Origin of the sequence: Kaistia granuli DSM 23481, from assembly GCF_000380505.1 — a bacterium.
Taxonomy (GTDB): domain Bacteria; phylum Pseudomonadota; class Alphaproteobacteria; order Rhizobiales; family Kaistiaceae; genus Kaistia; species Kaistia granuli.
The window spans coordinates 148,028-173,021 of record NZ_AQYH01000005.1; the positions used below are offsets into that span (position 1 = coordinate 148,028).

The 24,994-nt window shown below is 67.6% G+C and carries 18 protein-coding genes; 15 read left to right on the top strand and 3 right to left on the bottom strand.

The genetic code is table 11. From position 1 onward, the window contains the following. The first annotated feature begins 44 nt into the window (after window positions 1–44). The 4 genes from rbfA (at window position 45) to pnp (ending at window position 4,332) form a co-directional block, all read left to right on the top strand. Window positions 45–482, top strand: a complete 438-nt coding sequence (gene rbfA, locus G342_RS0106350; protein ID WP_018182276.1) for a 30S ribosome-binding factor RbfA — start codon at window positions 45–47, stop codon at window positions 480–482. 3 nt (window positions 483–485) lie between these two features. Beyond that, a complete protein-coding gene (gene truB, locus G342_RS0106355) occupies window positions 486–1,412 on the top strand; it encodes a tRNA pseudouridine(55) synthase TruB (protein ID WP_018182277.1) in 927 nt (308 codons plus the stop codon). A gap of 277 nt (window positions 1,413–1,689) precedes the next feature. Next, complete coding sequence (gene rpsO, locus G342_RS0106360; protein WP_281170444.1) at window positions 1,690–2,004, top strand: 30S ribosomal protein S15; 315 nt, start codon at window positions 1,690–1,692, stop codon at window positions 2,002–2,004. Window positions 2,005–2,199: 195 nt separating this feature from the next. Beyond that, complete coding sequence (gene pnp / locus G342_RS0106365) at window positions 2,200–4,332, top strand: polyribonucleotide nucleotidyltransferase (protein ID WP_018182279.1); 2,133 nt, start codon at window positions 2,200–2,202, stop codon at window positions 4,330–4,332. 79 nt (window positions 4,333–4,411) lie between these two features. On the opposite strand, the gene G342_RS0106370 is transcribed toward pnp, so the two are convergent. From G342_RS0106370 to G342_RS23455, 3 genes are all read right to left on the bottom strand, one after another. Beyond that, a complete protein-coding gene (locus G342_RS0106370) occupies window positions 4,412–4,945 on the bottom strand; it encodes a GrpB family protein (protein ID WP_018182280.1) in 534 nt (177 codons plus the stop codon). A gap of 75 nt (window positions 4,946–5,020) precedes the next feature. Next, the gene (locus G342_RS0106375) at window positions 5,021–6,628 is read right to left on the bottom strand and encodes a phosphoenolpyruvate carboxykinase (RefSeq protein ID WP_018182281.1); all 1,608 of its coding nucleotides are present in this window, start codon (window positions 6,626–6,628) and stop codon (window positions 5,021–5,023) included. A gap of 285 nt (window positions 6,629–6,913) precedes the next feature. Continuing rightward, on the bottom strand, window positions 6,914–7,642 hold the full coding sequence (locus G342_RS23455) for a HugZ family pyridoxamine 5'-phosphate oxidase (RefSeq protein ID WP_018182282.1): 729 nt from the start codon (window positions 7,640–7,642) through the stop codon (window positions 6,914–6,916). A gap of 240 nt (window positions 7,643–7,882) precedes the next feature. On the opposite strand from G342_RS23455, the gene G342_RS0106385 reads away from it, so the two are divergent. The 11 genes from G342_RS0106385 to addA all read left to right on the top strand — a co-directional run bounded on the left by G342_RS0106385 (window position 7,883) and on the right by addA (window position 24,992). Beyond that, on the top strand, window positions 7,883–8,593 hold the full coding sequence (locus tag G342_RS0106385) for a response regulator transcription factor (protein WP_018182283.1): 711 nt from the start codon (window positions 7,883–7,885) through the stop codon (window positions 8,591–8,593). A 23-nt stretch (window positions 8,594–8,616) separates the two neighbouring features. Next, window positions 8,617–10,401: a sensor histidine kinase gene (locus G342_RS0106390; protein WP_018182284.1), complete on the top strand. Its 1,785-nt coding sequence runs from the start codon at window positions 8,617–8,619 to the stop codon at window positions 10,399–10,401. Window positions 10,402–10,421: 20 nt separating this feature from the next. Then, window positions 10,422–10,865, top strand: a complete 444-nt coding sequence (locus tag G342_RS0106395; protein WP_018182285.1) for an HPr kinase/phosphorylase — start codon at window positions 10,422–10,424, stop codon at window positions 10,863–10,865. Between the two features lie 173 nt (window positions 10,866–11,038). Then, window positions 11,039–11,440: a PTS sugar transporter subunit IIA gene (locus tag G342_RS0106400; RefSeq protein WP_018182286.1), complete on the top strand. Its 402-nt coding sequence runs from the start codon at window positions 11,039–11,041 to the stop codon at window positions 11,438–11,440. Window positions 11,441–11,450: 10 nt separating this feature from the next. Next, window positions 11,451–11,747 (top strand): HPr family phosphocarrier protein, encoded by a 297-nt coding sequence (locus G342_RS0106405; RefSeq protein WP_018182287.1) that lies wholly within the window; start codon window positions 11,451–11,453, stop codon window positions 11,745–11,747. A 104-nt stretch (window positions 11,748–11,851) separates the two neighbouring features. Then, window positions 11,852–13,255, top strand: a complete 1,404-nt coding sequence (ahcY, locus tag G342_RS0106410; RefSeq protein WP_018182288.1) for an adenosylhomocysteinase — start codon at window positions 11,852–11,854, stop codon at window positions 13,253–13,255. Between the two features lie 375 nt (window positions 13,256–13,630). After that, window positions 13,631–16,060: a sensor histidine kinase gene (locus G342_RS0106420; protein WP_018182290.1), complete on the top strand. Its 2,430-nt coding sequence runs from the start codon at window positions 13,631–13,633 to the stop codon at window positions 16,058–16,060. Continuing rightward, window positions 16,057–17,559 (top strand): bifunctional tRNA (adenosine(37)-N6)-threonylcarbamoyltransferase complex ATPase subunit type 1 TsaE/phosphotransferase, encoded by a 1,503-nt coding sequence (locus tag G342_RS0106425; protein ID WP_018182291.1) that lies wholly within the window; start codon window positions 16,057–16,059, stop codon window positions 17,557–17,559. The genes G342_RS0106420 and G342_RS0106425 overlap by 4 nt, the downstream gene beginning before the upstream one ends. Window positions 17,560–17,616: 57 nt before the next feature. Beyond that, the gene (locus tag G342_RS0106430) at window positions 17,617–18,360 is read left to right on the top strand and encodes a nucleotidyltransferase family protein (RefSeq protein WP_051094148.1); all 744 of its coding nucleotides are present in this window, start codon (window positions 17,617–17,619) and stop codon (window positions 18,358–18,360) included. 6 nt (window positions 18,361–18,366) lie between these two features. Then, window positions 18,367–21,486 carry a double-strand break repair protein AddB gene (gene addB, locus G342_RS0106435; protein WP_018182293.1) on the top strand — a complete coding sequence of 1,040 codons (3,120 nt, stop codon included), beginning with the start codon at window positions 18,367–18,369 and terminating at the stop codon, window positions 21,484–21,486. Then, window positions 21,483–24,992 carry a double-strand break repair helicase AddA gene (gene addA / locus G342_RS0106440; RefSeq protein ID WP_018182294.1) on the top strand — a complete coding sequence of 1,170 codons (3,510 nt, stop codon included), beginning with the start codon at window positions 21,483–21,485 and terminating at the stop codon, window positions 24,990–24,992. The genes addB and addA overlap by 4 nt, the downstream gene beginning before the upstream one ends. Window positions 24,993–24,994 lie beyond the last annotated feature (2 nt).

Consider the following 24,994-nt stretch of genomic DNA (forward strand, 5'->3'; position numbering starts at 1 on the left):
GGCCCGCACGCGCCGTTTGAACGGTGCGATGGAGTATTCCCGAAATGGCCAGAACGGCTGCCAATGGTAAGAAGATCGGCGTCGCCGGCCAGCGCCAGCTGCGCGTCGGCGAGCTCGTGCGCCATGCGCTGTCGGAAATCCTGGCGCGCGGCAGCCTGAACGAGCCGGCGCTCGACGGCGTCATCGTCACGGTGCCGGAAGTCCGGGTCTCGAACGATCTGAAGCTCGCGACCTGCTATATCATGCCGCTCGGCGGCAAGGATGCCGACGCCGTCGTCGCGGCGCTCGACACCCACCGCAAGTTCCTGCGCGGTGAAGTCTCCCGCCGGATCGATCTCAAATTCGCGGTGGATCTGAAGTTCAAGGTCGACACCTCCTTCGCGGAAGGCGCGCGGATCGACGCGCTGCTGCGCACGGATCCGGTCGTCCGCCAGGACATCGAGTCCGCCCCGCGCGACGACGACGCCTCCGACGAAGAGTAGATCATGGCCTCGCAACGCCAGAAGAAGGGGCGGCCGGTTTCCGGCTGGCTCAATCTCGACAAGCCGCTCGGCATGACGTCGACCCAGGCCGTCTCCGTCGTCAAGCGCCTGTTCGGGGCGCAGAAGGCCGGTCATGCCGGTACCCTCGACCCGCTGGCGACCGGCTGCCTGCCGATCGCGCTGGGCGAGGCGACCAAGACGGTCCCCTTCGTCATGGACGGCCGCAAGATCTACGGTTTCACCGTGCGCTGGGGCGAGGAAACCCGCACCGACGACGCAGAGGGCCAGCCGGTCGCCGTCTCGGACGTCCGGCCGACGCGTGCCGCGATCGAGGCGATCCTTCCCGAATTCATCGGCGAGATCCTGCAGGTTCCGCCCGCCTTCTCCGCCATCAAGGTCGAGGGCGCGCGCGCCTATGACCTGGCGCGCGATGGCGAGGACGTCGTGCTCGAGGCCCGGCCGATCCAGGTCCACCGGCTCGACCTGGTCGAGATGCCGGACGAGAACACCGCCGTCTTCGCCGCCGAATGCGGCAAGGGCACCTATGTGCGGGCAATCGCCCGCGACATGGCGCGGGCGCTCGGCACGCGGGGCCATGTCGTCGGTCTGCGCCGGCTGCTGGTCGGACCGTTCGAGGAAGCGGCCATGGTCAAGCTCGACCAGCTCCGCGCCTTGCAGGAAGAGGGCGGTTCCGACGCCTGCGATCAGGTGATGAGCCCGGTTGAGCTGGCGCTCCGCGATCTGCTCGAAGTGCGCCTGAACGATACGGACGCGGCCCGGCTCCGCAACGGCCAGAGCGTGCTGCTGCGCGGCCGCGATGCGCCGGCGAACGGGGAAACCGTGTTCGCGACCGTCGGCGGCACGCTGGTGGCGATCGGCGAAGTCGAGCGCGGCGAGTTCCATCCCTCGCGCGTCTTCGTCGGCGGCTGAGCGGCGCCGTCTCAAGTTTCCGCTGGCTATTGACCGCTAATTCAGCCATATAGGCCGCGCTCCCGGAGGGTCATCTGACCTTTCGGGCGTAGCCGCTTGGCGCTGTGACCGTGCTGGACGACATCCCGGCACTGGCCGCCAGACCCGCGGCGACCGCGACGGCAACAGCCGATCGCGTGCATTCGGAGATCGTGACGCCACCTCTTGCGCCATGGCGCGACACTGCCGGTCAGCCGGCTTGTCCGGGATAGCGCGGCGTCCGGTTCAATTTTGACAGATCCCGGCGAAAGCCGGGTCGAGAACCCCAAGAAAGGGATACCCGATGTCGATCACAGCTGCCCGTAAGGCGGAACTGATCAAGGAATACGGTACCGTCGAGAACGATACGGGCTCGCCGGAAGTGCAGGTCGCGGTGCTCTCCGAGCGCATCGCCAACCTGACCGAGCACTTCAAGGGCCACACCAAGGACAACCATTCGCGCCGCGGCCTTCTCAAGATGGTCAGCCAGCGCCGTAGCCTGCTCGACTATCTGAAGAAGACGAACGAGCAGCGCTACAAGACGCTCATCGAGCGCCTCGGCCTGCGTCGCTGAGACAGGCGGGCCCAAGGCCCGCCTCCAAAGACGCCCGTACGGCGCGGCGGCATGGGGCTGCCGCGCACATTGCCCGCGGATCAGCGGTCGAGCCATGGCAGGATCGCCGGATGCTTTTTCCTTGTCTAAGGTCGAAAGCCTCTAGCCGTCTTGCTCATGGCTCTTTTGGCGCATCCGCGCAGGAAAGGAATTGCCATGTTCGATGTCCAACGCGTCGAAATTGAATGGGGCGGTCGCCCGCTCGTTCTCGAGACCGGCAAGGTCGCCCGTCAGGCTGACGGCGCCGTGCTCGCTACCTATGGCGAGACGACCGTTCTGGCGACTGTCGTCGCCGCCAAGCAGCCGAAGCCGGGTATCGATTTCTTCCCGCTGACGGTGAACTACCAGGAAAAGACCTTTGCCGCCGGCAAGATCCCCGGTGGTTTCTTCAAGCGCGAAGGCCGTCCCTCCGAGAAGGAGACGCTGACCTCGCGCCTGATCGACCGTCCGATCCGCCCGCTGTTCCCGAACGGTTTCCGTTGCGAGACGCAGGTCGTCACGACGGTTCTGTCGCATGACCTCGAGAACGATCCCGATATCGTCGCCCTTGTCGCCGCTTCGGCCGCGCTGACGATCTCCGGCGTGCCCTTCATGGGCCCGGTCGGCGCCGCCCGCGTTGGCCTGGTCGACGGCGAGTTCGTGCTGAACCCGCTGCTCGAGCAGAACGAAGGCTCGAAGCTCGATCTCGTCGTCGCCGGCACGCAGGACGCCGTGCTGATGGTCGAGTCGGAAGCTCAGGAGCTTTCGGAAGAGACGATGCTCGGCGCCGTCATGTTCGGTCATCGCGGCTTCCAGCCGGTGATCGACGCGATCATCCAGCTCGCCGAGAAGGCCGCCAAGGAGCCGCGCGATTTCGTCCCGGCCGACCTGTCGGCGATCGAGACGGAGATGCTCGGCATCGCCGAGACCGAGCTCCGCGCCGCCTACAAGAACACCGTCAAGCAGGATCGCTATGCCGCCGTCGACGCCGTCAAGGCGAAGGTGACCGCGCATTTCTTCCCGGAAGGTGAAGAGCCCCGCTTCGACAAGGAGAAGATCGGCGCCGTCTTCAAGGAGCTCCAGGCGAAGATCGTTCGCTGGAATATCCTCGACACCGGCAGCCGCATCGACGGCCGCGACCTGAAGACGGTCCGTCCGATCGTCTCGGAAGTCGGCGTGCTGCCGCGCACCCACGGCTCGGCCATCTTCACCCGTGGCGAGACGCAGGCCCTCGTGGTCGCGACGCTCGGCACCGGCGATGACGAGCAGTTCATCGACGCGCTGGAAGGCACCTACAAGGAAACCTTCCTGCTGCACTACAACTTCCCGCCCTACTCGGTCGGTGAGACGGGTCGCATGGGTTCGCCCGGCCGTCGCGAAATCGGTCACGGCAAGCTCGCCTGGCGCGCTGTCCGCCCGGTTCTGCCGAACCACCACGAGTTCCCCTACACGCTGCGCGTCGTCTCCGAGATCACCGAGTCGAACGGCTCGTCCTCGATGGCAACCGTCTGCGGCACCTCGCTGTCGCTGATGGACGCTGGCGTGCCGCTGAAGCGTCCGGTGGCGGGTATCGCCATGGGCCTGATCCTCGAAGGCGATCGCTATGCGGTCCTCTCCGACATCCTGGGCGACGAGGATCACCTCGGCGACATGGACTTCAAGGTCGCCGGCACGGCTGAGGGCGTCACCTCGCTCCAGATGGACATCAAGATCGCCGGTATCACCGAAGAGATCATGAAGGTCGCTCTGGACCAGGCCAAGGGTGGCCGCGAGCACATCCTCGGCGAAATGGCCACGGCCCTGACCACCGCGCGCCCGTCGCTCGGTGAGCATGCCCCGCGCATCGAAGTCATCCAGATCCCCACCGACAAGATCCGTGAAGTGATCGGTTCGGGCGGCAAGGTCATCCGCGAGATCGTGGAAAAGACCGGCGCCAAGATCGACATCTCCGATGACGGCACCGTCAAGGTCGCCTCCTCGGACGGCAAGGCGATCACCGCCGCGCTGAACTGGATCAAGGGCATCGCCGCGGAGCCGGAAGTCGGCGCCATCTACCAGGGCACCGTCGTCAAGGCCGTCGATTTCGGCGCCTTCGTCAACTTCTTCGGCGCCAAGGACGGCCTGGTCCACATCTCGCAGCTGTCCAACCAGCGCGTGGCGAAGACCCAGGACGTCGTCAAGGAAGGCGACAAGGTCTGGGTCAAGCTGCTCGGCTTCGACGAGCGCGGCAAGGTCCGTCTCTCGATGCGCGTCGTCGACCAGACGACCGGCGAAGAGATCAAGGAAAAGACGGAAGCCGCCGGCGAGTAATCGCTGCACTTCCGTACGAACGAGAAAGGGCCCGGCGAGAAATCGCCGGGCCCTTTTGCATGTCGGGGTGGAGCGTCGGTCAGCGCGAGCGGTAGAAGGCGAGCGCCGCGGCCTCCGTCGCCTGGATCCATGCCGATTTCGCATCCGAATAGGCGTGTGAATCATCAGGATGTTGGTCGCGACTTTGCAGCTTCATCGCTTCGTATGCGCGTGCCTTGGCGGGATCGGCGCGGAGGAAGTCGCGAAAGGCGAGATGGCGTTCGATATCGGGCGAGCCGGCTTCGAAGGCGTGCAGCTGGACGCAGCGTTGGCCCGTGGCGCCATCGGTAAGGGTGGCGTAGCGCCGCCCCGCCATGCCGTATTCGCCCCACCATTCATAGCCGAGCGCGCGCAACTGCGGCGCGAAAGCGTCGAGCGCGGTGATCGAGCGGACTTCCGGGATCAGGTCGAGGATCGGCTTGGCGGCGATGTCGGGGATGGCGGTCGAGCCGATATGGTGGACGGCGACCAGAAGCGGGCCGAGCGTGTCGGCGAGGCGTTGGCCTTCCCGCGCCGCGGCCTCGCGCCAGAGCGGCGAGTGGGGCAGGAGTTCGACCGGGATCGGCGGTGGCATCGGAGGCTCCCAGGCTGCTTGGAACAGCCAGGGAGCGTACTGAACGAGACGCCCTTCGAAAAGGGCGCGGCCGGATCAGGCGACCATCGTGCCGGGCGCGGCGGCCGTCACTTCGGCGTCGACATGGCTTTCGAACTTCTCGAAGTTCTTCAGGAACATGCCGACCAGCTTGGCCGCCTGCGCGTCATAGCCGGCCTTGTCCTGCCACGTCTTGCGCGGATGCAGGATATGCGGCTCGACGCCGGCGACATCCGTCGGCACCTGGAAGCCGAAAGTGCGGTCGGTGTAGAAGCGCCCGCTGTCGAGCGAGCCGTCGAGAGCGGCCGACAGCAGCGTCCGCGTCGCCTTGATCGGCATGCGGCGGCCGACGCCATAGGCGCCGCCGGTCCAGCCGGTGTTGACCAGCCAGCAGGAGACGCCGTGCTCGGCGATCAGGCTACGGAGCAGATTGCCGTATTCGGCCGGGTGGCGCGGCATGAACGGCGCCCCGAAGCAGGTCGAGAACGTCGCCTGCGGTTCGGTGACGCCCTTCTCCGTGCCGGCGACCTTGGCGGTGTAGCCGGAGAGGAAGTGGTACATCGCCTGTTCCGGCGTCAGCTTGGCGATCGGCGGCATCACGCCGAAGGCGTCGGCGGTCAGCATGACGATCGTCTTCGGATGGCCGGCCCGACCGGTCTCGCTGGCATTCGGGATGAAATGCAGCGGGTAGGCGGCGCGGGTGTTCTCGGTCTTCGAGGCGTCGTTGAAGTCGATTTGGCGCGTCACCGGATGGATCGCGACATTCTCGAGCACGGTGCCGAAGCGCTGGGTCGTCGCGAAGATCTCCGGCTCGGCTTCGGCCGAGAGCTTGATCGTCTTGGCGTAGCAGCCGCCCTCGAAATTGAAGATGCCCTCCGGTCCCCAGCCATGCTCGTCATCGCCGATGAGCGTGCGTTTGGGATCGGCCGACAGCGTCGTCTTGCCGGTGCCCGACAGGCCGAAGAAGACGGCGGCATCGTCGTCGGGGCCGACATTGGCCGAGCAGTGCATCGGCATGACGCCCTTGGGCGGCAGGGTGAAGTTCAGATAGGTGAAGACGGCCTTCTTCATCTCGCCGGCATAGGACGTTCCGCCGATCAGCACGATGCCGCGGGTGAAGTCGCAGGCGATCACCGTCTCCGTCCGGCAGCCATGCCGTTCCGGATTGGCCTTGAAGCTCGGCAGGTCGAGAATGGTGAGCTTCGGCACGAAGGATTTGAGCGCCTCCGCCTCGGGGCGGATCAGCAGGTTGCGGATGAACAGCGAGTGCCAGGCCTTCTCGGTGAAGACGCGCACGGCGACGCTCTCGGCCGGGTCGGCGCCGCCCTGCAGGTCCTGCGCGAACAATTCGCGACCCGAGGCGTGCGCCAGCATGTCGGCCTGCAGCGTGTCGAAATGCGCACGCGACATCGCCTTGTTGTTGTCCCACCAGACGGCGTTTTCCGTCAGCGCATCGCGGACGACGAACTTGTCCTGCGGCGAGCGGCCCGTATGGATGCCGGTCTCGACGGTCAGCGCGCCGTCGACCGAGACCAGGGCCTCGCCACGCCGCAGTGATTCCTCATAAAGCGCCGGCGCCCCATAGTTCCAGTAGAGACCGGCCAGCCACTTCAAGCCGAACTGGTCGGCGCCATGGGCAGGATTGCGAATGCCGTTCTCGGTCACGGGTCGTCTCCTCTGAGAGGCGCTCGCTTCCTTTGCGAGGCCTCGCTCCGGGAAAGGGTGCGCCGCAATAGCGGGCCGCACCGGCTCTATCGGCGGGCAATGCCGCCGACAGGCCAGAACCTAGAGGATCGGATTTCGCGACTGCAACAAAAACCGCACCGCTTGAGTTATCGCGAGCCGATTAAATCGATTTAATCGACCGAGACAAAGCAACAGGTGACTTGAGATCGAATATTTTGATCTCCAAACAAACAGAAAATTCTATTTGTTTGCAAAATGGCATTGTTATTCCATCGATCTCGCTTGTTTTGCGAACAATTTCAGATGACCTCCGGCCTGTCCGACCGTGGTTGCTCTCGTCGGGAAAGGCAAGCGGGCGCGCAATTCACTGGTAGCAATGTCGATACCATCCGGGTCGCAGCCGGTAATGCGCCAGGCGCCGGCTGGCAAATTCAGCAACTTGGTTGCGTAGAGGCCGATCGCCTCGGCATGATCGTCATTCATATGCTCGACGACCATCTTCTCGCCGTCGAGAAGTTCCTGGCAATCCGAGTAATCGGGGATGAGATCCTTGGCCGGGACTTGCGCGATGTTGCCGAAGCCGGCGACGAGGTGCGAGCTGGTGACGTTCATCGCGTAATAGTGGAAGCCGGGCAGGGCGGAGGCGCGGGCGGCCTTGCCCTGGTGCAGGGCGTAGCGCCAGGCGGCGACCGGATCCTCGGTCTTCTCGAACGTGCCGACCAGCGTGATGCGGGCGCCGGCCAGCGGATTGCCGCCTTCGCCGCCTGGAGCGACCAGGAGCAGCGACGCGCGCGGGTCGCGCTTCAGATTGTGGGTGTGCGCGGCGAGGTCCGAAATGCTGAGGATCGGCCGGCCGTCGGGATAGAGCCCGATCGTGACCAGCGTCGCGAACGGGTTGCCGGCTTCATCGAGCGTCGCCAGGCTTCCGGCGATGGCGCTGCGGATGACGGCGCGGCCGGTTGCGATCGGATCGAAAGGGGGATTGTCGAGCATATTGCCTTCCTTGAGAACAGACGCGTTCTAAAGATGATTATCATCATCATATTTGTATGTCTCTCATTTGATGGAGCTTTCCCGGTCGATTGGCGTCACGGGTTTAAATCCGCTAGTTTGCACGCCATATTTTCCGCGTAATCCTGCGACGTTTAGGCGGGGGCCGTCAGGTTACGCTCATGCCTGCTGCTTCAGGCCGGTCAACGCCCATGCGGGCACGCTTTCGGGAGAAGCCCATCTATGCCGACGATCGCATTGGTCGACGACGATCGAAACATCCTCGCCTCCGTGTCGATAGCACTGGAGTCCGAGGGCTATCGCGTCCAGACCTACACGGACGGCGCCTCCGCCCTGGACGGCTTCCAGCAGTCGCTGCCGGACCTCGCCATCCTGGATATCAAGATGCCGCGGATGGACGGCATGGAGCTGCTTCGCCGCCTGCGCCAGCGCACCGATCTGCCGGTCATCTTCCTGACCTCGAAGGACGACGAGATCGACGAGCTGTTCGGCCTCAAGATGGGCGCCGACGATTTCATCAAGAAGCCGTTCTCGCAGCGGCTCCTGGTCGAGCGGGTGAAGGCGGTGCTGCGCCGCTTCCAGCCGCGCGAGGCCGTCGCGCCCACCAACAATAAGGTGCCGGATGCCGCCCGCAATCTCGATCGCGGCGCGCTTTCCATGGACCAGGAGCGCCATACCTGCACCTGGAACGGCCAGCCGGTGACGCTGACCGTCACCGAGTTCCTGATCCTCTACGCGCTCGCGCAGCGCCCGGGCGTCGTCAAGAGCCGCAACGCCCTGATGGATGCCGCCTATGACGATCAGGTCTATGTCGACGACCGCACCATCGACAGCCACATCAAGCGGCTGCGCAAGAAGTTCAAGGTCGTCGACGATGATTTCGATATGATCGAGACGCTCTACGGCGTTGGCTACCGCTTCAAGGAGGCCTGACGGCAGTCGGGCTCGGGAGAGGCATGACGATCAGCATCGAGGAGCCGATTGCACCGCGCAGGCGTCCATGGCGCTTGCGCGTGCGGATGTGGCGTCGCGGCCTCGGCCGCATGCTGCGCTCGATCGGGCCGCACGCCTTTTCGAGCCTGACGCGCCGGATCATCATCCTCAATCTCGCGGCGCTTATCGTTCTCGTCTCGGGCATCCTCTACCTGAATCAGTTCCGGGCCGGGCTGATCGATGCGCGGCTGGAGAGCCTGCTGACACAGGGCGAGATCATCGCCGGCGCCGTCGCCGCCTCGGCGACGGTCGAGACCAACAATCTGTCGATCGACCCCGACAAGCTGCTTGAACTGCAGGCCGGCGAAAGCCTGATGCCGGGCGAAAACTCGATCGAAGGCCTCGATTTCCCGATCAATCCCGAGCGCGTCGCGCCGGTGCTGCGCCGGCTGATCTCGCCGACCCGCACACGCGCCCGCATCTATGATCGCGACGGCAGCCTGGTGCTCGATTCGCGCCATCTCTATTCGCGCGGCCAGATCCTGCGCTTCGACCTGCCGCCGGCCGACGAGGAGCCGGCGCTGCTCGATCGCATCTGGCAGTGGGTCAACGTCCATCTGCAGCGCGACGACCTGCCGATCTATCAGGAGCTCGGCGGTTCGAACGGCCGCGGCTATCCGGAAGTCGCCACCGCGCTCGACGGCGGCCCGTCCTCGATCGTCCGCATCACCGATCGCGGCGAGCTGATCGTCTCGGTGGCGGTGCCGATCCAGCGCTATCGCTCGGTGCTCGGCGTGCTGCTGCTGTCGACCCAGGGTGGCGACATCGACCAGATCGTGCATGCCGAGCGCATGGCGATCGTCCGCGTCTTCCTGGTCTCGGCCGGCGTCGTCGTGCTGCTTTCGATCCTGCTCGCCAGCACCATCGCCGTGCCGCTGCGCCGGCTCGCCGACGCCGCCGACCGCGTGCGCCGGGGCGTCACGGCGCGGCCGCAGATCCCGGACTTCTCCAACCGTCGCGACGAGATCGGCCACCTGTCGCAGGCGCTGCGCGACATGACCGGCGCGCTGTTCAACCGGATCGAGGCGATCGAGAGCTTCGCGGCCGATGTCAGCCATGAGCTGAAGAACCCGCTGACCTCGCTCCGCAGCGCCGTCGAGACGCTGCCGCTCGCCAAGACGGCGGCCTCGAAGAAGCGACTGAACGACATCATCCAGCACGATGTGCGCCGACTCGACCGCCTGATCAGTGATATCTCCGACGCGTCGCGCCTCGATGCCGAGCTCGCTCGCCAGGACGCGGCGCCGGTCGATGTCGCCGCCGTCGTCGAGGCGGTCGTCTCGATGGCACGCGACACCTCGCAGCCGGACGGACCGAGCATCACGCTCGAAGTGGCGGAAGCGGAAGAGCCGGATGCCTTCGTCGTTCTTGGTCATGATAGCCGGCTGGCGCAGGTCTTCACCAATCTGATCGACAATGCCCGTTCCTTCTGTCGCCCGGACGGCAGCGTGCGGGTGATGGTCCGGCGCAGCGGCGCCTCGGTCGACGTCGTCGTCGACGACGACGGGCCGGGCATCCGCGCCGAGCAGGTCGAGCGCATTTTCGAGCGCTTCTATACCGACCGGCCCGAGCAGGAGGCGTTCGGGCAGAATTCCGGCCTCGGCCTGTCGATCTCGAAGCAGATCGTCGAGGCGCATCGCGGCCGGATCTGGGCGGAGAACCGCTCCAAGGGCAAGGCGACCAAGGCCGACCGCGCCGAGATCGTCGGCGCGCGCTTCACGGTCCGGCTGCCCTCGGCGTCGTCATGACAGCGGCGGACGGCGACGTGATGGCGCCGGCCACGATCCATGCCGGGGCGGTGTGGGTCGACGGCGCCGGTGTGCTGGTGCGCGGGCCCTCCGGCTGCGGAAAATCCTCGCTTCTCCTGGCGCTGATCCTGGCCGACCGGCAGGCGAACCGGCTGATCGCCGACGATCGCGTCCATGTCGCGGCCGAGGCGGGCCGGCTGCGGGCACGGGCGCCGGAGCGGCTGGCGGGCCTGCTGGAGATCCGCGGCCAGGGAATTGTTGCAGTGCCGCATTTTGACGCGGCGGTGATCGACTTGGTCGTCGACCTCGAGCCGATGGAGCGCTGCCCGCGCCTGCCGGAGCCGGCCGACATGCGCGCGGAAATCGCGGGAATCACGCTGCGTCGCCTGGCCCTTCCGGTCGGCCAGAGCGACGGCTGGATTCGGGTGCGGGCGGCATTGGCGTTCCGCGCCGCGATTGTTTAGTATTGTTCGGGTTTTGAGGAATGTGCCCGCTTTTTTCTTGCGTTGCGGCAAGGTTCGGTCAAGATGCGGCGCCGTTCCGCCCCGTTCGGGCCGGCCGCTGGGCACCAGTGGTTCCGATGTGATTCATGGCTCCGGTTCGGGGCTGAACTGAGAAAAGCAGGTAATCGAAGGGCATGATCGGCGTCGTCCTTGTTACCCACGGCCAGCTCGCTACCGAGTTCCGGGCGGCCCTGGAGCACGTGGTTGGTCGCCAGACGCAGTTCGAGACCATCGCCATTGGTCCCGAGGACGACATGGAGCGTCGGCGTCAGGACATTCTCGAGGCCGTGCTCGGCGTCGATGACGGCAGCGGGGTGATCCTGCTGACGGACATGTTCGGTGGCACACCGTCCAATCTTGCCATCTCGGTGATGGAGGCCGGGCGCATCGAGGTGATCGCCGGCGTCAACCTGCCGATGCTGATCAAGCTCGCCAGTGTGCGTGTCGACAAGTCGCTCGCCGATGCCATTACCGGCGCGCAGGAAGCGGGCCGAAAATACATCAACGTCGCCAGCCAGGTCCTGGCGGGGCACTGAAGCGCAGAGCATGTCCGAAACCGAAGCCGACGCCCCCGGATTGTTCCGCGATCTGCCGATCGTCAACCGCAAGGGACTGCACGCGCGCGCCTCGGCCAAGTTCGTCCAGTGCGCCGATGTCTTCGACGCCGAGATCTCCGTCTCCAAGGACCAGAACACGGTCGGCGGCACCTCGATCATGGGCCTCATGATGCTCGCGGCCGGCATCGGCTCCTCGATCCGCGTCTCCGCCGAAGGGCCGGACGCCGAGGCGGCGCTGGCCGCCATCGCCGAGCTGGTGGCGAACCGCTTCGGCGAAGAGGAATAGCCACCGCTCCCGGCTGCCACATAAAGACATCTTTATATCCTGATTGCTGCCAGGCGTAGTCTCCGCTATAAGCGCGACATATCCAACGCACGGAGATCAGCAAGATGGCTGCCGCCAACGATTACGCGATCAAGGACATCGGCCTCGCCGATTGGGGCCGCAAGGAACTCTCGATCGCCGAGACCGAGATGCCCGGCCTGATGAGCGTGCGCGCCGAATTCGGCCCGTCGCAGCCGCTGAAGGGCGCGCGCATCGCCGGCTCCCTGCACATGACGATCCAGACCGGCGTGCTGATCGAGACGCTGAAGGCGCTCGGCGCCGACGTCCGCTGGGCGTCCTGCAACATCTATTCGACCCAGGATCACGCCGCCGCGGCGATCGCCCAGTCCGGCGTCCCGGTCTTCGCCATCAAGGGCGAGAGTCTCGAGGACTACTGGGAATACACGCACCGCATCTTCGAATGGCATGACGGCGGCGTTCCCAACATGATCCTGGACGATGGCGGCGACGCCACCGTGCTGGTCCATCTCGGCCTGCGCGCCGAGGGCGGCGACACCGCCTTCCTCGACAAGCCCGAGAACGAGGAAGAGGAAGTCCTCTTCGCCGCGATCAAGAAGCGCCTGGCTTCGAAGCCCGGCTGGTACGGCGAGATCGCCCGCTCGATCAAGGGCGTCACCGAAGAGACGACCACCGGCGTGCATCGTCTCTACGAGATGCAGAAGAAGGGCACGCTGCTCTTCCCGGCGATCAACGTCAACGACTCGGTCACCAAGTCGAAGTTCGACAATCTCTATGGCTGCCGCGAGTCGCTCGTCGACGGCATCCGCCGCGGCACCGACGTCATGATGTCGGGCAAGGTCGCGATGGTCGCCGGCTTCGGCGACGTCGGCAAGGGTTCGGCTGCCTCGCTGCGCCAGGCCGGCTGCCGCGTGCTCGTCTCCGAAGTCGATCCGATCTGCGCCCTGCAGGCGGCGATGGAAGGCTATGAGGTCACGACAATGGAGGACGCCGCGCCGCGCGCCGATATCTTCGTCACCGCGACGGGCAATGTCGACGTCATCACGATCGACCATATGCGCGCCATGAAGGACCGGGCGATCGTCTGCAACATCGGCCATTTCGACAGCGAGATTCAGATCTCGGCGCTGCGCAATCTGAAGTGGAACAACGTCAAGCCGCAGGTCGACGAAGTTGAATTCGCCGGCGGCAAGCGGATCATCCTTCTGTCGGAAGGCCGCCTGGTCAATCTCGGCAACGCCACCGGCCATCCGAGCTTCGTGATGTCGGCGTCCTTCACCAACCAGACGCTGGCCCAGATCGAGCTCTGGACCAAGCCTGGCCAGTACGAGAAGAAGGTCTACACGCTGCCGAAGCACCTCGACGAGAAGGTCGCGGCGCTGCACCTCGCCAAGATCGGCGTCAAGCTGACCAAGCTCAGCGAGAAGCAGTCGGCCTATATCGGCGTCGCCGAGACCGGTCCGTTCAAGCCGGATCACTATCGTTACTGACCGATAAATTCGGGTCTGACGATCGGCCGCAGCCGGTCGCTACCTGTCGTGGTTCGGTAGGGCTTCAGACGCAATATTTTGACGTCTCGCCGGATTAACTGGCGGTTAACCACGATGATCTGACACTCCCAGGCCATGCGGGCATCCCGCATGGCCTTTTTCTCGGCGTCATCGGCTTCACACTCGATTCCCCGACCCGCTACATTGGGGATGATTCGCGTGAGTGGCCGTAGTTTGTCGTCGGCGCCGAAACGGGTCGATTTCATTACTCTGACGGCGGAAGGACCTGCCCGCATGCTTTGGCATCGCAGGAATTTGGATGGGATTCGCGGCGCTCGCCGCTGGAGTTCCGCCGTTCCGACGTTGCGCCGGACCATGCTCGCCGCCACCGCTTTGACCACCACGGTGCTGGCCGTCTCGTCGACGGGCGCCGAGGCCGCCAGCGGACCGATCGACGCCGGCAGGACCGCGTTGGTGAGCGCGCTTCTGGGTGTTGTTGCCTTCGCCGTGCTCGGCGTCGCGGTGTTGCAGCGGGCCCGCGCACGGGCCGAGAACGAGAATGCCGTCCTCCGCCACCAGCTGGCCGATTCCAAGGCCAAGGCCGATCGCGCCGAGGCGCTGGTCGACGCCGATGACCAGCGCATGGTCGCCTGGGGCGCACCGGGCGAGCTGCCGCTGGTGATGGGGCGGCTGCCGCGCTCCTGCGCGGCACCCGAAGAGCGCGCCGCTTTCCTGGCTTTCGGCACCTGGCTGGTGCCGGCCGCCGCCAGCCGGCTCGACGCGGCGCTCGAAAGCCTGCGCCAGCGCGGCGAGACCTTCACCATTTCGCTGGAGACCGTGAACGGCAGCCATGTTGAGGCGGTCGGCCGCACGGCCGGCGGTCGCGCCGTGGCCCGGTTCCGCGACCTTTCCGGCGACAGGCTGGCCCTGGCGGAGCTGGAAACGCTGCATCAGCGCGTCAGCGAGGATGTCGAGGCGATGCGCGTGCTGCTGCAGGCGGCGCCGATGCCGGCCTGGATCCGCGGTCCCGACGGCACGCTGCGCTGGATCAACAACGCCTTCGCCCGCGCCGTCGAAGCCCGCGACCCGCAGGACGCGGCGGCGCGCCATCTCGAGCTGCTGGATACGGCCGGCCGCGAGGCGATCCGCCTCGGCCATGCCGAGAAGCCCGTCTTCGAGCAGCGGCTGCCGGCGATCGTCGCCGGCGCGCGCCGGATCTTCGATGTCATCGACGTCGTGTCGGAAACCGGCAGCGCCGGCATCGCAACCGATGCGACCGAGCTGGAAACCGTCCAGAGCCAGATGAAGCGCCTGGTCGAGTTCCATGCCCGCACCCTCGACCAGCTGGCGACGGCCGTCGCGGTGTTTGGCTCGGATCGGCGCCTGCGCTCCTACAACGCCGCCTTCCGCTCGCTTTTCAGCCTCGATGCCAGCTTCCTCGACGGCCAGCCGGACGAAAGCGCGGTGCTCGAGCGCATGCGTGCCAACCGCCGCCTGCCGGAACAGGCCGATTTCAAGAGCTGGCGCAACGACCTTCTGGTCGCCTACCAGTCGCTCGACGCGCGCGAGCACTGGTGGCATCTGCCCGATGGCCAGACGCTGCGCGTGCTCGCCAATCCGCATCCGCAGGGCGGCATCACCTGGATCTACGAGAACGTCACCGAGCAGCTGGAGCTGGAGAGCCGCTACAACGCGCTGTCGCGCGTCCAGGGCGAGACGCTCGACCATCTGGCCGAAGGCGTCGCGGTGTTCGGCTCCGACGGCCGGCTGCGGCTGGACAATCCGTCCTTCGCGCGGATCTGGCATCTCGACCAGAAGTTCCTGTCGACCCATCCCCATATCGGCGAGATCGAGCGCGCCTGCCGGCGCCTGCATGACGCGCCGGAGGAATGGGCCCGCTTCACCGCCCGCGTCGCCGGCATGGACGAGAGCCGGGCGCCGAGCCACGGCCGGATGGAGCGCTCGGACGGCCGTGTCGTCGACTATGCGACGGTGCCGCTGCCGGGCGGCCAGACCATGGTCACCTTCATCGACGTCAGCGACACAGTGCAGGTCGAACGCGCCCTGACCGATCGCAACGAAGCGCTGGAGGCCGCCGACGGCCTGAAGAACGCCTTCATCCAGCACGTGTCCTACGAGCTGCGTTCGCCGCTCACCAACATCATCGGCTTCACCCAGCTCCTCTCCGATGTCTCGATCGGGCCGCTGACCGAGAAGCAGCAGGAATATACCGGCTACATCCTCTCCTCGAGCGGATCGCTGCTGGCGATCGTCAACGACATCCTGGATCTTGCCACGGTCGACGCCGGCATCATCGCGCTCGATCTCGGTGAAGTGGATGTCGAGCGCACGATCGCCGCGGCGATCGAGGGCGTCCGCGACCGGCTGCAGGAAGCGCAGATCGTGCTGGAAACCCGCATTCCGGATGGAATCGGCAGTTTCGTCGCCGACGAGAAGCGGGTCCGGCAGATCCTCTACAACCTGCTTTCGAACGCCGTCGGCTTCTCGACCCATGGCGGTTCGATCGTGCTGACGGCGCGTCGTGCCGCCGACGCGGTCGAGTTCTCCGTCGAGGATCACGGCCCCGGCATCCCGCCGGAATTCCTGGCCTCCGTCTTCGACCGCTTCGAGAGCCGCGCCGCCGGCTCCGCGCGCGGCGGAGCCGGCCTCGGCCTTGCCATCGTCAAGAGCTTCGTCGAGCTGCATGGCGGCACCGTCGGCATCCGCTCCGAGGAAGGGCGCGGCACGGCCGTCAGCGTGCGGCTGCCGATCCGCCCGACCGAGCTGGCCGTAGCCGCCGAATGAACACCCCCGATCCGATCCGGGTCGATCTGCCCGACGAGGCGGCGACCATCCGCTTGGCCGAGGACATCGCCGCCAAGCTCGCCATCGGCGACGTCATCGCGCTGCGCGGCGATCTCGGCGCCGGCAAGACCAGTTTCGCGCGGGCGCTGATCCGCGCCGTTGCGGCCGATGCCGGCTATGAGGTGCCGAGCCCGACCTTCACCATCGTCCAGACCTACGAAACCCGGCTGCCGATCGCGCATTTCGATCTCTATCGCCTCGGCTCGGCCGACGAACTGGACGAGATCGGTTTCGACGAGGCGGTGAGCGAAGGCGTGGTGCTGGTCGAGTGGCCCGAGCGCGCCGGCGACCGCCTGCCTGCGGGGCACCTGGAAATCGCCCTCGACATGGCTGGTTCCGGGCGGCTGGCGACGCTGACCGGCGGCGGCGACTGGCCGCAGCGGATTGGGCGCACCCTGGCCGTCCGGCAGTTCCTCGATCTTGCCGGCATGACGCAGGCCGTGCGGCGCCACCTGCAGGGTGACGCCTCGACGCGTGCCTATGAGCGGGTCGAAACGCCGGATGGCCGGCGCGCCGTGCTGATGGATGCGCCGGAGCGTCCGTCCGGCCCGGCGGTGCGCGACGGCCGTACCTATGACGATCTAGCCCACCGTGCCACCAGCGTCCGCCCCTTCGTCGCGATGAGCGACGGCCTGCGCGCGGCGGGCTTTTCGGCGCCGGAGATTCTGGCCGCCGACATGCCTGCCGGCCTGCTGCTGGTGGAGGACCTCGGCGATGAGGGCGTGCTCGCCGACGGCGCGCCGGATCCGGCCCGCTATGGCGTCGCCGTCGATGTCCTGGCCGCCCTGCATGCGGCGGCGCGCCCGGTCGATCTGCCGCTGCCGGATGGCGGCGTTCATCATATTCCGCCCTTCGATTGGGACGCGCTGTCGATCGAGGTCGACCTGCTGCCGCGCTGGTATGCGCGCTGGCAGCTTGGCGCTCCGCTCGCGCCCGAGGCCGAAGCGGCCTTCGCTGGCGTCTGGCGGGATCTCTATGAGACGCTCGACGGCGCCGAGAAGAGCTGGCTGCTGCGCGATTTCCACTCCCCGAACCTGCTCTGGCTGCCCGAGCGCGAGGGGCTCAAGCGGATCGGTATTCTCGATCATCAGGATGCGATGATCGGCGCCAGCGCCTATGACGTCGCCTCGCTGCTGCAGGACGTCCGCATCTCGGTCGATCCGGCGCTGGAAGCGCTACTGGCCGATCGCTATGTCGCGGCGAGGCAGGCGCAGGGGCCGTTCGACGAGGCGGCGTTCCGGACCGCCTATGCCATCTCCGGCGCCCAGCGCGCTACCAAGGTGCTGGGCGGTTTTGTCCGATTGGCGGAGGCTGCCGGCAAGCCCCAATATCTCCGTCACATTCCCCGTGTAAGGGGCTATCTCGCGCGGTCGATGCGCCATCCGGTTCTTTCCGGTCTGGCGCTCTGGTATGAACAATACCTGCCACTCGACGATTGACGGCCCCGGTCGGGGCCGATGCCGCAAGCAAGAACAATGGAACTGCCCGAGACCGACATGCCAACGCCCATCTTCAAGACGCCGAACCATCCCAAGCGCGCCATGGTGCTCGCCGCCGGCATCGGCAAGCGCATGCGGCCCGTCACGGCGACGGTCCCGAAGCCGCTGATCGAGATCGCTGGCCGTTCGCTGGTAGACCACGCGCTCGACCGTCTGGCCCATGCCGGCGTCGAGCAGGCCGTCGTCAACGTGCACTATCTCGCCGATCTCGTCGAAACCCATGTGAAGAAGCGCAAGACCCCGAAGGTCGTCGTCTCCGACGAGCGCGGCGGCCTGCTGGAGACCGGTGGCGGCATCACCAAGGCGCTGCCTTTGCTCGGTGACGCGCCCTTCTACGTCATGAATTCGGACTCGTTCTGGATCGAGGGGCCCCGTCCCAATCTCGACTGGCTCGCCCGCGCCTGGGACGACGAACAGATGGACGCCGTGCTGATGCTGGCGCCGACCGTCTCGGCGATCGGATATCCGGGCCCCGGCGACTTCATCATGGACAAGGACGGTCGCCTCGCCCGTCGCGTCGAGCGGACCGTCGCGCCCTTCGTCTATTCGGGCACGGCGATCCTGTCGCCGCGCCTGTTCGCCGACGCGCCGGAAGGCTCGTTCTCGCTCAACGTCCTGTTCGACCGGGCGATCGAGAACGGCCGCCTGTTCGGTGTCCGCATGGACGGCACCTGGCTGCATGTCGGCACGCCGGAGGCCATTCGCGAGGCCGAGATGTCGGTGTCGGAAAGCGCAGCCTGAGGAAAGATGGCCAGGTCCAACCCGCGCGTCTTCACCATCCCGCCGGGTACGCCTTTCCTGACGACCCTCGTCGAAGCGCTGTTTTCCGGCCGCTTCGGCGCCTTTCCGAATCCGGCTAAGGATCCGCTGGCGCTCGCCGACATCACCATCCTGGTGCCGACGCGGCGCGCCGCGCGCTCGCTGCATGCCGAGATCCTGGCCCGGCTCGGCGGCGAGGCCGCCATCCTGCCGGCGATCCGGCCGATCGGCGACGTCGATGAGGAAGACCAGATCCTCGAGAGCGTGGCCGACGATCCGGCCGACCGCCTGGTCCTGCCCGAGGCGATCTCGCGGCTCGACCGCCTGCTGGTGCTGACCCGGCTGACGCTGGCCTGGGGCAGGGCGGTGCGGCGCGAGCTTCTCGCGCTCGACGAGAGCGATCCGCTGCTGGTTCCCGCCTCCGCCGCCGATGCCTTCCATCTCGCCGGCGACCTCGCCCGCCTGATTGACGACATCGAGACGACCGGCATCGCCTGGGACCGGCTGGAGACGCTGGTTCCCGACGATCTCGCCCGCTACTGGCAGATCTCGCTCGATTTCCTGCGCATCGTCGGTGAGCAGTGGCCGGCCTTCCTTCGGGAACGCAGCCTGGCCGACCCGTCGGTGCGCCGCGACCACCTGATCCGGGAGGCGGCGAAACGCCTGGCCGGCTCGCCGCCGCGCGGGCTGGTGATCGCCGCCGGATCAACCGGTTCGATCCCCGCGGTCGCCGAACTCCTCTCCGTGGTGGCGCATCTGCCGAACGGCGCCGTCGTGCTGCCGGGCATCGACACGCTGCTCGACGATACTGGATGGATGGCAATCGGCGGCGTGGCGAGCCCGGCTCGCTCGGCGCCGGGCCACCCGCAATACGGCCTGAAGCAGCTGATCGAGACGATCGCCATCGAGCGGGCCGAGATCGCGACGATCGGAACCATGTCGCCCGACATCGCCGAGCGCGTGCGGCTGCTCTCGGAAGCGATGCGCCCGGCCGAGACGACCGAGAACTGGGCCGTGGCGCCACCGGTCGCCGCCGCCGCGATCGGCGATGTCGCGCTGGTGGTGGCGCGCACCGAGCAGGAAGAGGCGGTGGCGATCGCGCTCGCCATGCGCGAGACGATCCAGCAGCCGGGCCGGACGGCGGCGCTGGTGACGCCGGATCGGCGCCTCGCCGGCCGCGTCGCCATCGAGCTCGGCCGTTTCGGCCTCTCGGTCGACGATTCCGCCGGCCGCCCGCTGATGACGTCGCCGCCGGGAACGCTCGCCCGCCTGCTGGTCGCCGCGGCGCGATCGGATGGTGCGCCGCCCGATCTGCTGGCGCTGGCCAAGCACCCGCTCGCCTCGTTCGGCCTTGGCCGCCCGGCCTGTCGCGCCGCCATCGACATTCTGGATCTCGTGCTGTTTCGCGGCACCCTGCTTTCCGACGGTCTCGAAGGGCTGGTGGAGGCGCTCGATATTGCCGAGCGCGACCTGCCGGAAGCCCGCTATGCGCCACCGGCGGTGAAGCGGCTCAGCCCGGCAGACTGGCAGGCGGGACGCGAGCTCGCCACCCGCATGGTGGCGGCGCTCGAACCGCTTAGCCGACTCATGGACGGTATCAAAGCCTCCGACGCGGCCGCCTTGACCACGGCCGTCGTTGCCGCGCTGAAGCAGGTAGCGGCCAAGGAGGACGGCACGGACGAGGTGCTTTGGGCCGACGAGGCGGGGCAGGCGCTGGCGACGCTGCTGGCCGGCCTGATGAGCCCGGACGCCGCCGCGCTGGTGATGGCAGGCTACGAATATCCGGGCTTCCTCGATGCGACCATGGCCGGCGTCGGCGTCCCGGCCCGGCCGGGCTCGGATCCGCGGCTGTTCATCTGGGGCACGCTGGAAGCGCGATTGCAGACGGTCGACCTGATGGTGCTCGGCGGTCTCGATGAAGGCGTCTGGCCGTCGGAGACGCGCACCGATCCGTGGCTATCGCGGTCGATGCGGGCCGAGCTCGGCCTGGAGGCGCCGGAGCGCAAGCTTGGCCAGTCGGCGCATGACTTCGTCAGCGCCTTGTCAGCCGGCAAAGTCGTCGTCACTCGGGCGGAGCGGCGCGGCGGCACGCCGACGGTGGCGGCGCGCTGGCTGCAGCGGCTGCAGGCGCGGCTCGGCAAGGACGAGGCGAAGGCGCTCGCCGCGCGGGGGACGCGCTATCTCGACTGGGCCCGCGCGCTGGATCATGCGGCGCAGCCGGTTCCGATCCGCCGGCCCGAACCGCGGCCGCCGGTCGCGGCGCGGCCGCGCCGCCTCTCGGTGACCGAGATCGAGACGCTGATCCGCGATCCCTACGCGGTCTATGCGAGGCGGGTGCTGAAGCTCGACCCGCTCGATCCGATCGGCGTCGTGCCAGACGTGGCCTTGCGCGGCACGCTGATCCACGAGGCGCTTGGTGATTTTATCCAGGCCTGGAAGGGCCCGTTCGACGCGACGGCGCTGACGGAGCTCATGGTCATCGGACGCCGCGTCTTCGCCCGCATCGAGCCTTTCCCGGCGGTCTATGCCTTGTGGTGGCCCCGCTTCGTGGCGATTGCCGACTGGTTCGTCGGCTGGGAGGCGAGCCGGGCGGAGATCGGCCGTCGCCTTGCCGAGATCGGCGGGGCCTGGCCGTTCAACGCGCCGGCGGGCGAGTTCAAGCTCACCGGCCGCGCCGATCGCATCGATCTTCGCCAGGACGGCAGGCTGGAGATCCTCGATTTCAAGACCGGCTCGCCGCCGAGCGCCCGGCAGCTCTCGACCGGCCTCGCGCCGCAGTTGGCGCTTGAAGTCGCGATGGCGCGTGGCGGCGGGTTCGAGGCGGTGCCGGCCGGCGTTTCCGTGTCCGTCCTCGGTTGGGTCGGCCTCGGCAAGGTCGGCAAGGGTGATCCGTTCTCCTCGGCCGTCACCAAGGACAAGACGGCGGACGAGCTGGGCGACGAGGCAGCCAAGCGGCTGGCCGAACTGATCGCCGCCTTCGACGACGAGAAGCGGGCTTATGTTTCGCGAGCCCGGCCGATGTTCGAGACGCGCTACGAGAGCCCCTACGATCATCTCGCCCGCATCCGCGAATGGTCGCTCAGCGATGGCGAGGATACGGGCGAATGAGCGGCGTGATCTCGGTCGACGACAAGACGAAGGATACGCAGGCGCGGGCGACCGATCCCGAGGCCTCGGCCTGGGTGTCGGCCAATGCCGGCTCCGGCAAGACCTATGTTCTGGCGCGCCGCGTCATCCGTCTGCTGCTCGCCGGCGCCGATCCGGCCTCGATCCTCTGCCTGACCTTCACCAAGGCGGCGGCAGCCGAGATGTCCGGCCGCGTGTTCGAGATCCTGGCCGGCTGGACGACGCTGCCGGATCCGGAGCTCGCCGCGATCCTCGCTGATTATCAGGGCGCGCCGGCGACACCGACCCATCTCGTCAGCGCCCGCCGCCTGTTCGCGCGCGCGCTGGAAACGCCGGGCGGGCTGAAGATCCAGACCATCCACGCCTTTTGCGAGCGGCTGCTGCACCAGTTCCCGTTCGAGGCGAACGTCGCCGGCAGCTTCGAGGTGCTCGACGATCGCGGCGCGTCGGTGCTGACGGCCGAGGCGCAGCGTTCCGTCATCGCCAGAGCGGCGGCGGAGGCCGATACGGCGCTCGGCCGGGCCTTCGCCGTGGTGCTCGACGCGGCGAGCGATCAGGGTATCGAGGCGGCGCTGGCGGCGCTGGTCGCCTCGCGCGACGCGGTGCGCGAATTCATCGTCGGTGCCGGCGATCTCACCAGCGGCCTGCGCGACCTGCGCCATGCGCTCGGCCTTGCCTTCGGCGAGACGGCGGAGAGCCTGCGTGACCGGCTGGCTTCCGAAATCCCGTTCGACGACGACGATCTGCGCCGGCTGGTCGACCGGCTTTCGGCGAGCGGCGCCAACGACAAGAAGAGCGCCGCCCGGCTGGCGCCGATCCTGTCGGCCGAGACGCAGGAGGGCAGGGCGGCCGCCTGGCTCGCCTATTGGATGACCAGCGACGGCGGCAAGCTCAGGGCGACTTCGAGCCTCGCCGCCAAGTCGGTCCGCGACGGCTGGCCGGGCTTCGAGGAAGCGCTGGAAGCCGAACGCGAGCGCATCGACTATCTGCTCGACCGCATCGCCTCCGCCGAGGCCTATGCCGTGACGAGCGCCCTGCTGACGCTCGGCGACGCCGTGATCGGCGAATATGAGCGGGCCAAGCAGGTGCGCGGCGCCCTCGATTTCCAGGATCTCGTCGTCAAGACGGCCAATCTTCTGTCGCGCGCCGATGCGGCCGCCTGGGTCCACTACAAGCTGGACCGCGGCCTCGACCACATCCTCGTCGACGAGGCGCAGGATACCAGCCCGCGCCAGTGGCAGGTGATCGAGCGGCTGGCCGGCGAGTTCTTCTCCGGCCAGAGCGCGCGCGACGTGACGCGCACCTTCTTCGCCGTCGGCGACGAGAAGCAGTCGATCTATTCGTTCCAGGGCGCTGTTCCGGCCTGGTTCGCCCGCCAGCGCGAGACGATCTCGGCGCGGGCCGAGCAGGCGAAAGCCCGTTGGCACAATCTCGAGCTGACGCTTTCCTTCCGTTCGACGCCGGACGTGCTCGCCGCCGTCGATCGCATCTTCGAGCCGGAAGACGCCCATGCCGGCCTGACGCAGGCACGGTCGCCGACCGTTCACGCGGCGGCGCGGCGGCTCGATCCCGGCCGCGTCACCTATTGGCCGCCGATCGAGGCCGACAAGGCTCCGGTGCCGGAGGACTGGCATACGCCGCTCGACCATCTCGACGCCAAGAGCCCGGAAGTCCGGCTGGCGGAGCGCATCGCCGGCACGGTCGCCGCCTGGAAGCGGGACAAGGCCACGATCGCCGCCACCGGCAAGCCGATCCGCGAGGGCGGCATCCTGGTGCTGACACGCAAGCGCGGTCCGCAGACCGACGCGATCAACCGCGCCCTCAAGGCGGCGGGACTGTCGGTCGCCGGCGCCGACCGGCTGGCGCTGACGAGCCACATCGCCGTGCTCGACCTGATGGCGCTCGCCGACATCCTGCTGCAGCCGCGCGACGACCTGGCGCTGGCGGCGCTGCTGAAGAGCCCGCTCGTCGGCCTCACCGAGGAGCAGCTGTTCGAGCTGGCGCATCCGCGCGGCGGCTCGCTCTGGTATGCGCTCGATCGCTCGACGGATGAGGCGGCGATGCGGGCGGCGGCACAGCTGAAGACCTGGCGTGTCCGCGCCGAGCATATGAGCCCCTATGCCTTCTTCGCCCGCATCCTCGGGCCGGATGGCGGCCGCCGGCGACTGCTGGCGCGGCTGGGGCCGGAGGCGGACGACGTGCTCGACGAGTTCCTGGCGCAGGCGCTGGCGCATGAGCAGGCCTCCGTGCCGTCGCTGCAGGGCTTTGTCGGCTGGATGCGGGAAGCAGCGACGCAGATCAAGCGCGATGCCGACCTCGCCCGCGACGAGATCCGCGTCATGACGGTGCATGGCGCCAAGGGGCTCGAGGCCGATATCGTCTTCCTGGTCGATACCGGTTCGAAGCCCGTGCATGCGAGCCATGATCCGAAGATCGTGGCGCTGACGGATGATCCAGACGATGCCGATGGCGCGCCGCTGGTCTGGGTCGCTCCGGGCGCGCGAAAACCGCATGTTGTCGAGGCGGCGATCGATACGCTCAGGGAAAAGGCGCGCGAGGAATATCGCCGGCTGCTCTATGTCGGGCTGACACGGGCGCGCGATCACCTGATCGTCTGCGGCACGATGAAGGCGAATACCGGTTCGGACCGGCTCTGGCACGAACTGGTCGGTGATGCGCTCGGCAGCGAGGGTCGGCCGGTGCCGGTCGACCTGCCGACCGAGAGTTTCGACAGCCTCGAATGGCGGCAGGACTGGAGCCGCGCCGCAGCGCCGGCGCGGGCCGAGGCCGCGAGCGACGGCGCCCGCGTGATCGCCGCGCCGGAACCCTGGATGCTGCTGCCGCCGCCGGCCGTACCGCCGGTGCCGAGACGGCTGACGCCGTCGGCGGCGGTCGGCTTTGCCGAAGCCGAGCCTGCCTTCCCGCCGGTGACGGCGCTCGACGCCCGGCTCGATCCGGCGGCCCTGAGCGCGCTCGACCGCGGCCGCGTCATCCATCGCCTGCTGCAGGCGCTGCCCGATCATGCCGCCGAGGCGCGCGCCGGTATCGCGGCGCGCTATCTGGAGGTGATCGGCAAGGACTGGAGCGAAGCGGAACGGCAGGGGCTGCTCGACCGGATCCTGCCGATCCTCGACGATGAAACCTTCGCCGACCTGTTCGGCCCCTCGAGCCGGGCCGAGGTGCCGATCGCCGGCCAGATCGAGACGCGGAGCGGACCGGCCTCGGTTTCCGGCCGGATCGACCGGCTCGTCGTGCTGCCAGACCGGGTCATCATCGTCGACTACAAGACCAACCGGCCGGCGCCGCGCACGCTCGACGAGGTGCCCGATGCGCATCTCGCCCAGCTGGCGCTCTATCGCGCCCTGCTGTCGCGGCTCTATGCCGACCGGCCGATCGAGACGGCGCTGCTCTGGACGGAGCTGCCGCTGTTGATGGCGATCCCGTCGGAGTTGCTCGATAGTCGCATGGCTGCCATTACCGCGGCGTGAAA

Coding starts and splice junctions, on each gene's coding strand:
- G342_RS23455 (WP_018182282.1), bottom strand. CDS start 7,642: ATGCTCGACAATCCCCCTTTCGATCCGATCGCAACCGGCCGCGCCGTC.
- G342_RS0106400 (WP_018182286.1), top strand. CDS start 11,039: ATGATCGGCGTCGTCCTTGTTACCCACGGCCAGCTCGCTACCGAGTTC.
- G342_RS0106370 (WP_018182280.1), bottom strand. CDS start 4,945: ATGCCACCGCCGATCCCGGTCGAACTCCTGCCCCACTCGCCGCTCTGG.
- pnp (WP_018182279.1), top strand. CDS start 2,200: ATGTTCGATGTCCAACGCGTCGAAATTGAATGGGGCGGTCGCCCGCTC.
- addA (WP_018182294.1), top strand. CDS start 21,483: ATGAGCGGCGTGATCTCGGTCGACGACAAGACGAAGGATACGCAGGCG.
- G342_RS0106385 (WP_018182283.1), top strand. CDS start 7,883: ATGCCGACGATCGCATTGGTCGACGACGATCGAAACATCCTCGCCTCC.
- addB (WP_018182293.1), top strand. CDS start 18,367: ATGGCCAGGTCCAACCCGCGCGTCTTCACCATCCCGCCGGGTACGCCT.
- rbfA (WP_018182276.1), top strand. CDS start 45: ATGGCCAGAACGGCTGCCAATGGTAAGAAGATCGGCGTCGCCGGCCAG.
- G342_RS0106405 (WP_018182287.1), top strand. CDS start 11,451: ATGTCCGAAACCGAAGCCGACGCCCCCGGATTGTTCCGCGATCTGCCG.
- truB (WP_018182277.1), top strand. CDS start 486: ATGGCCTCGCAACGCCAGAAGAAGGGGCGGCCGGTTTCCGGCTGGCTC.
- G342_RS0106420 (WP_018182290.1), top strand. CDS start 13,631: ATGCTCGCCGCCACCGCTTTGACCACCACGGTGCTGGCCGTCTCGTCG.
- G342_RS0106425 (WP_018182291.1), top strand. CDS start 16,057: ATGAACACCCCCGATCCGATCCGGGTCGATCTGCCCGACGAGGCGGCG.
- G342_RS0106430 (WP_051094148.1), top strand. CDS start 17,617: ATGCCAACGCCCATCTTCAAGACGCCGAACCATCCCAAGCGCGCCATG.
- ahcY (WP_018182288.1), top strand. CDS start 11,852: ATGGCTGCCGCCAACGATTACGCGATCAAGGACATCGGCCTCGCCGAT.
- G342_RS0106395 (WP_018182285.1), top strand. CDS start 10,422: ATGGCGCCGGCCACGATCCATGCCGGGGCGGTGTGGGTCGACGGCGCC.
- G342_RS0106390 (WP_018182284.1), top strand. CDS start 8,617: ATGACGATCAGCATCGAGGAGCCGATTGCACCGCGCAGGCGTCCATGG.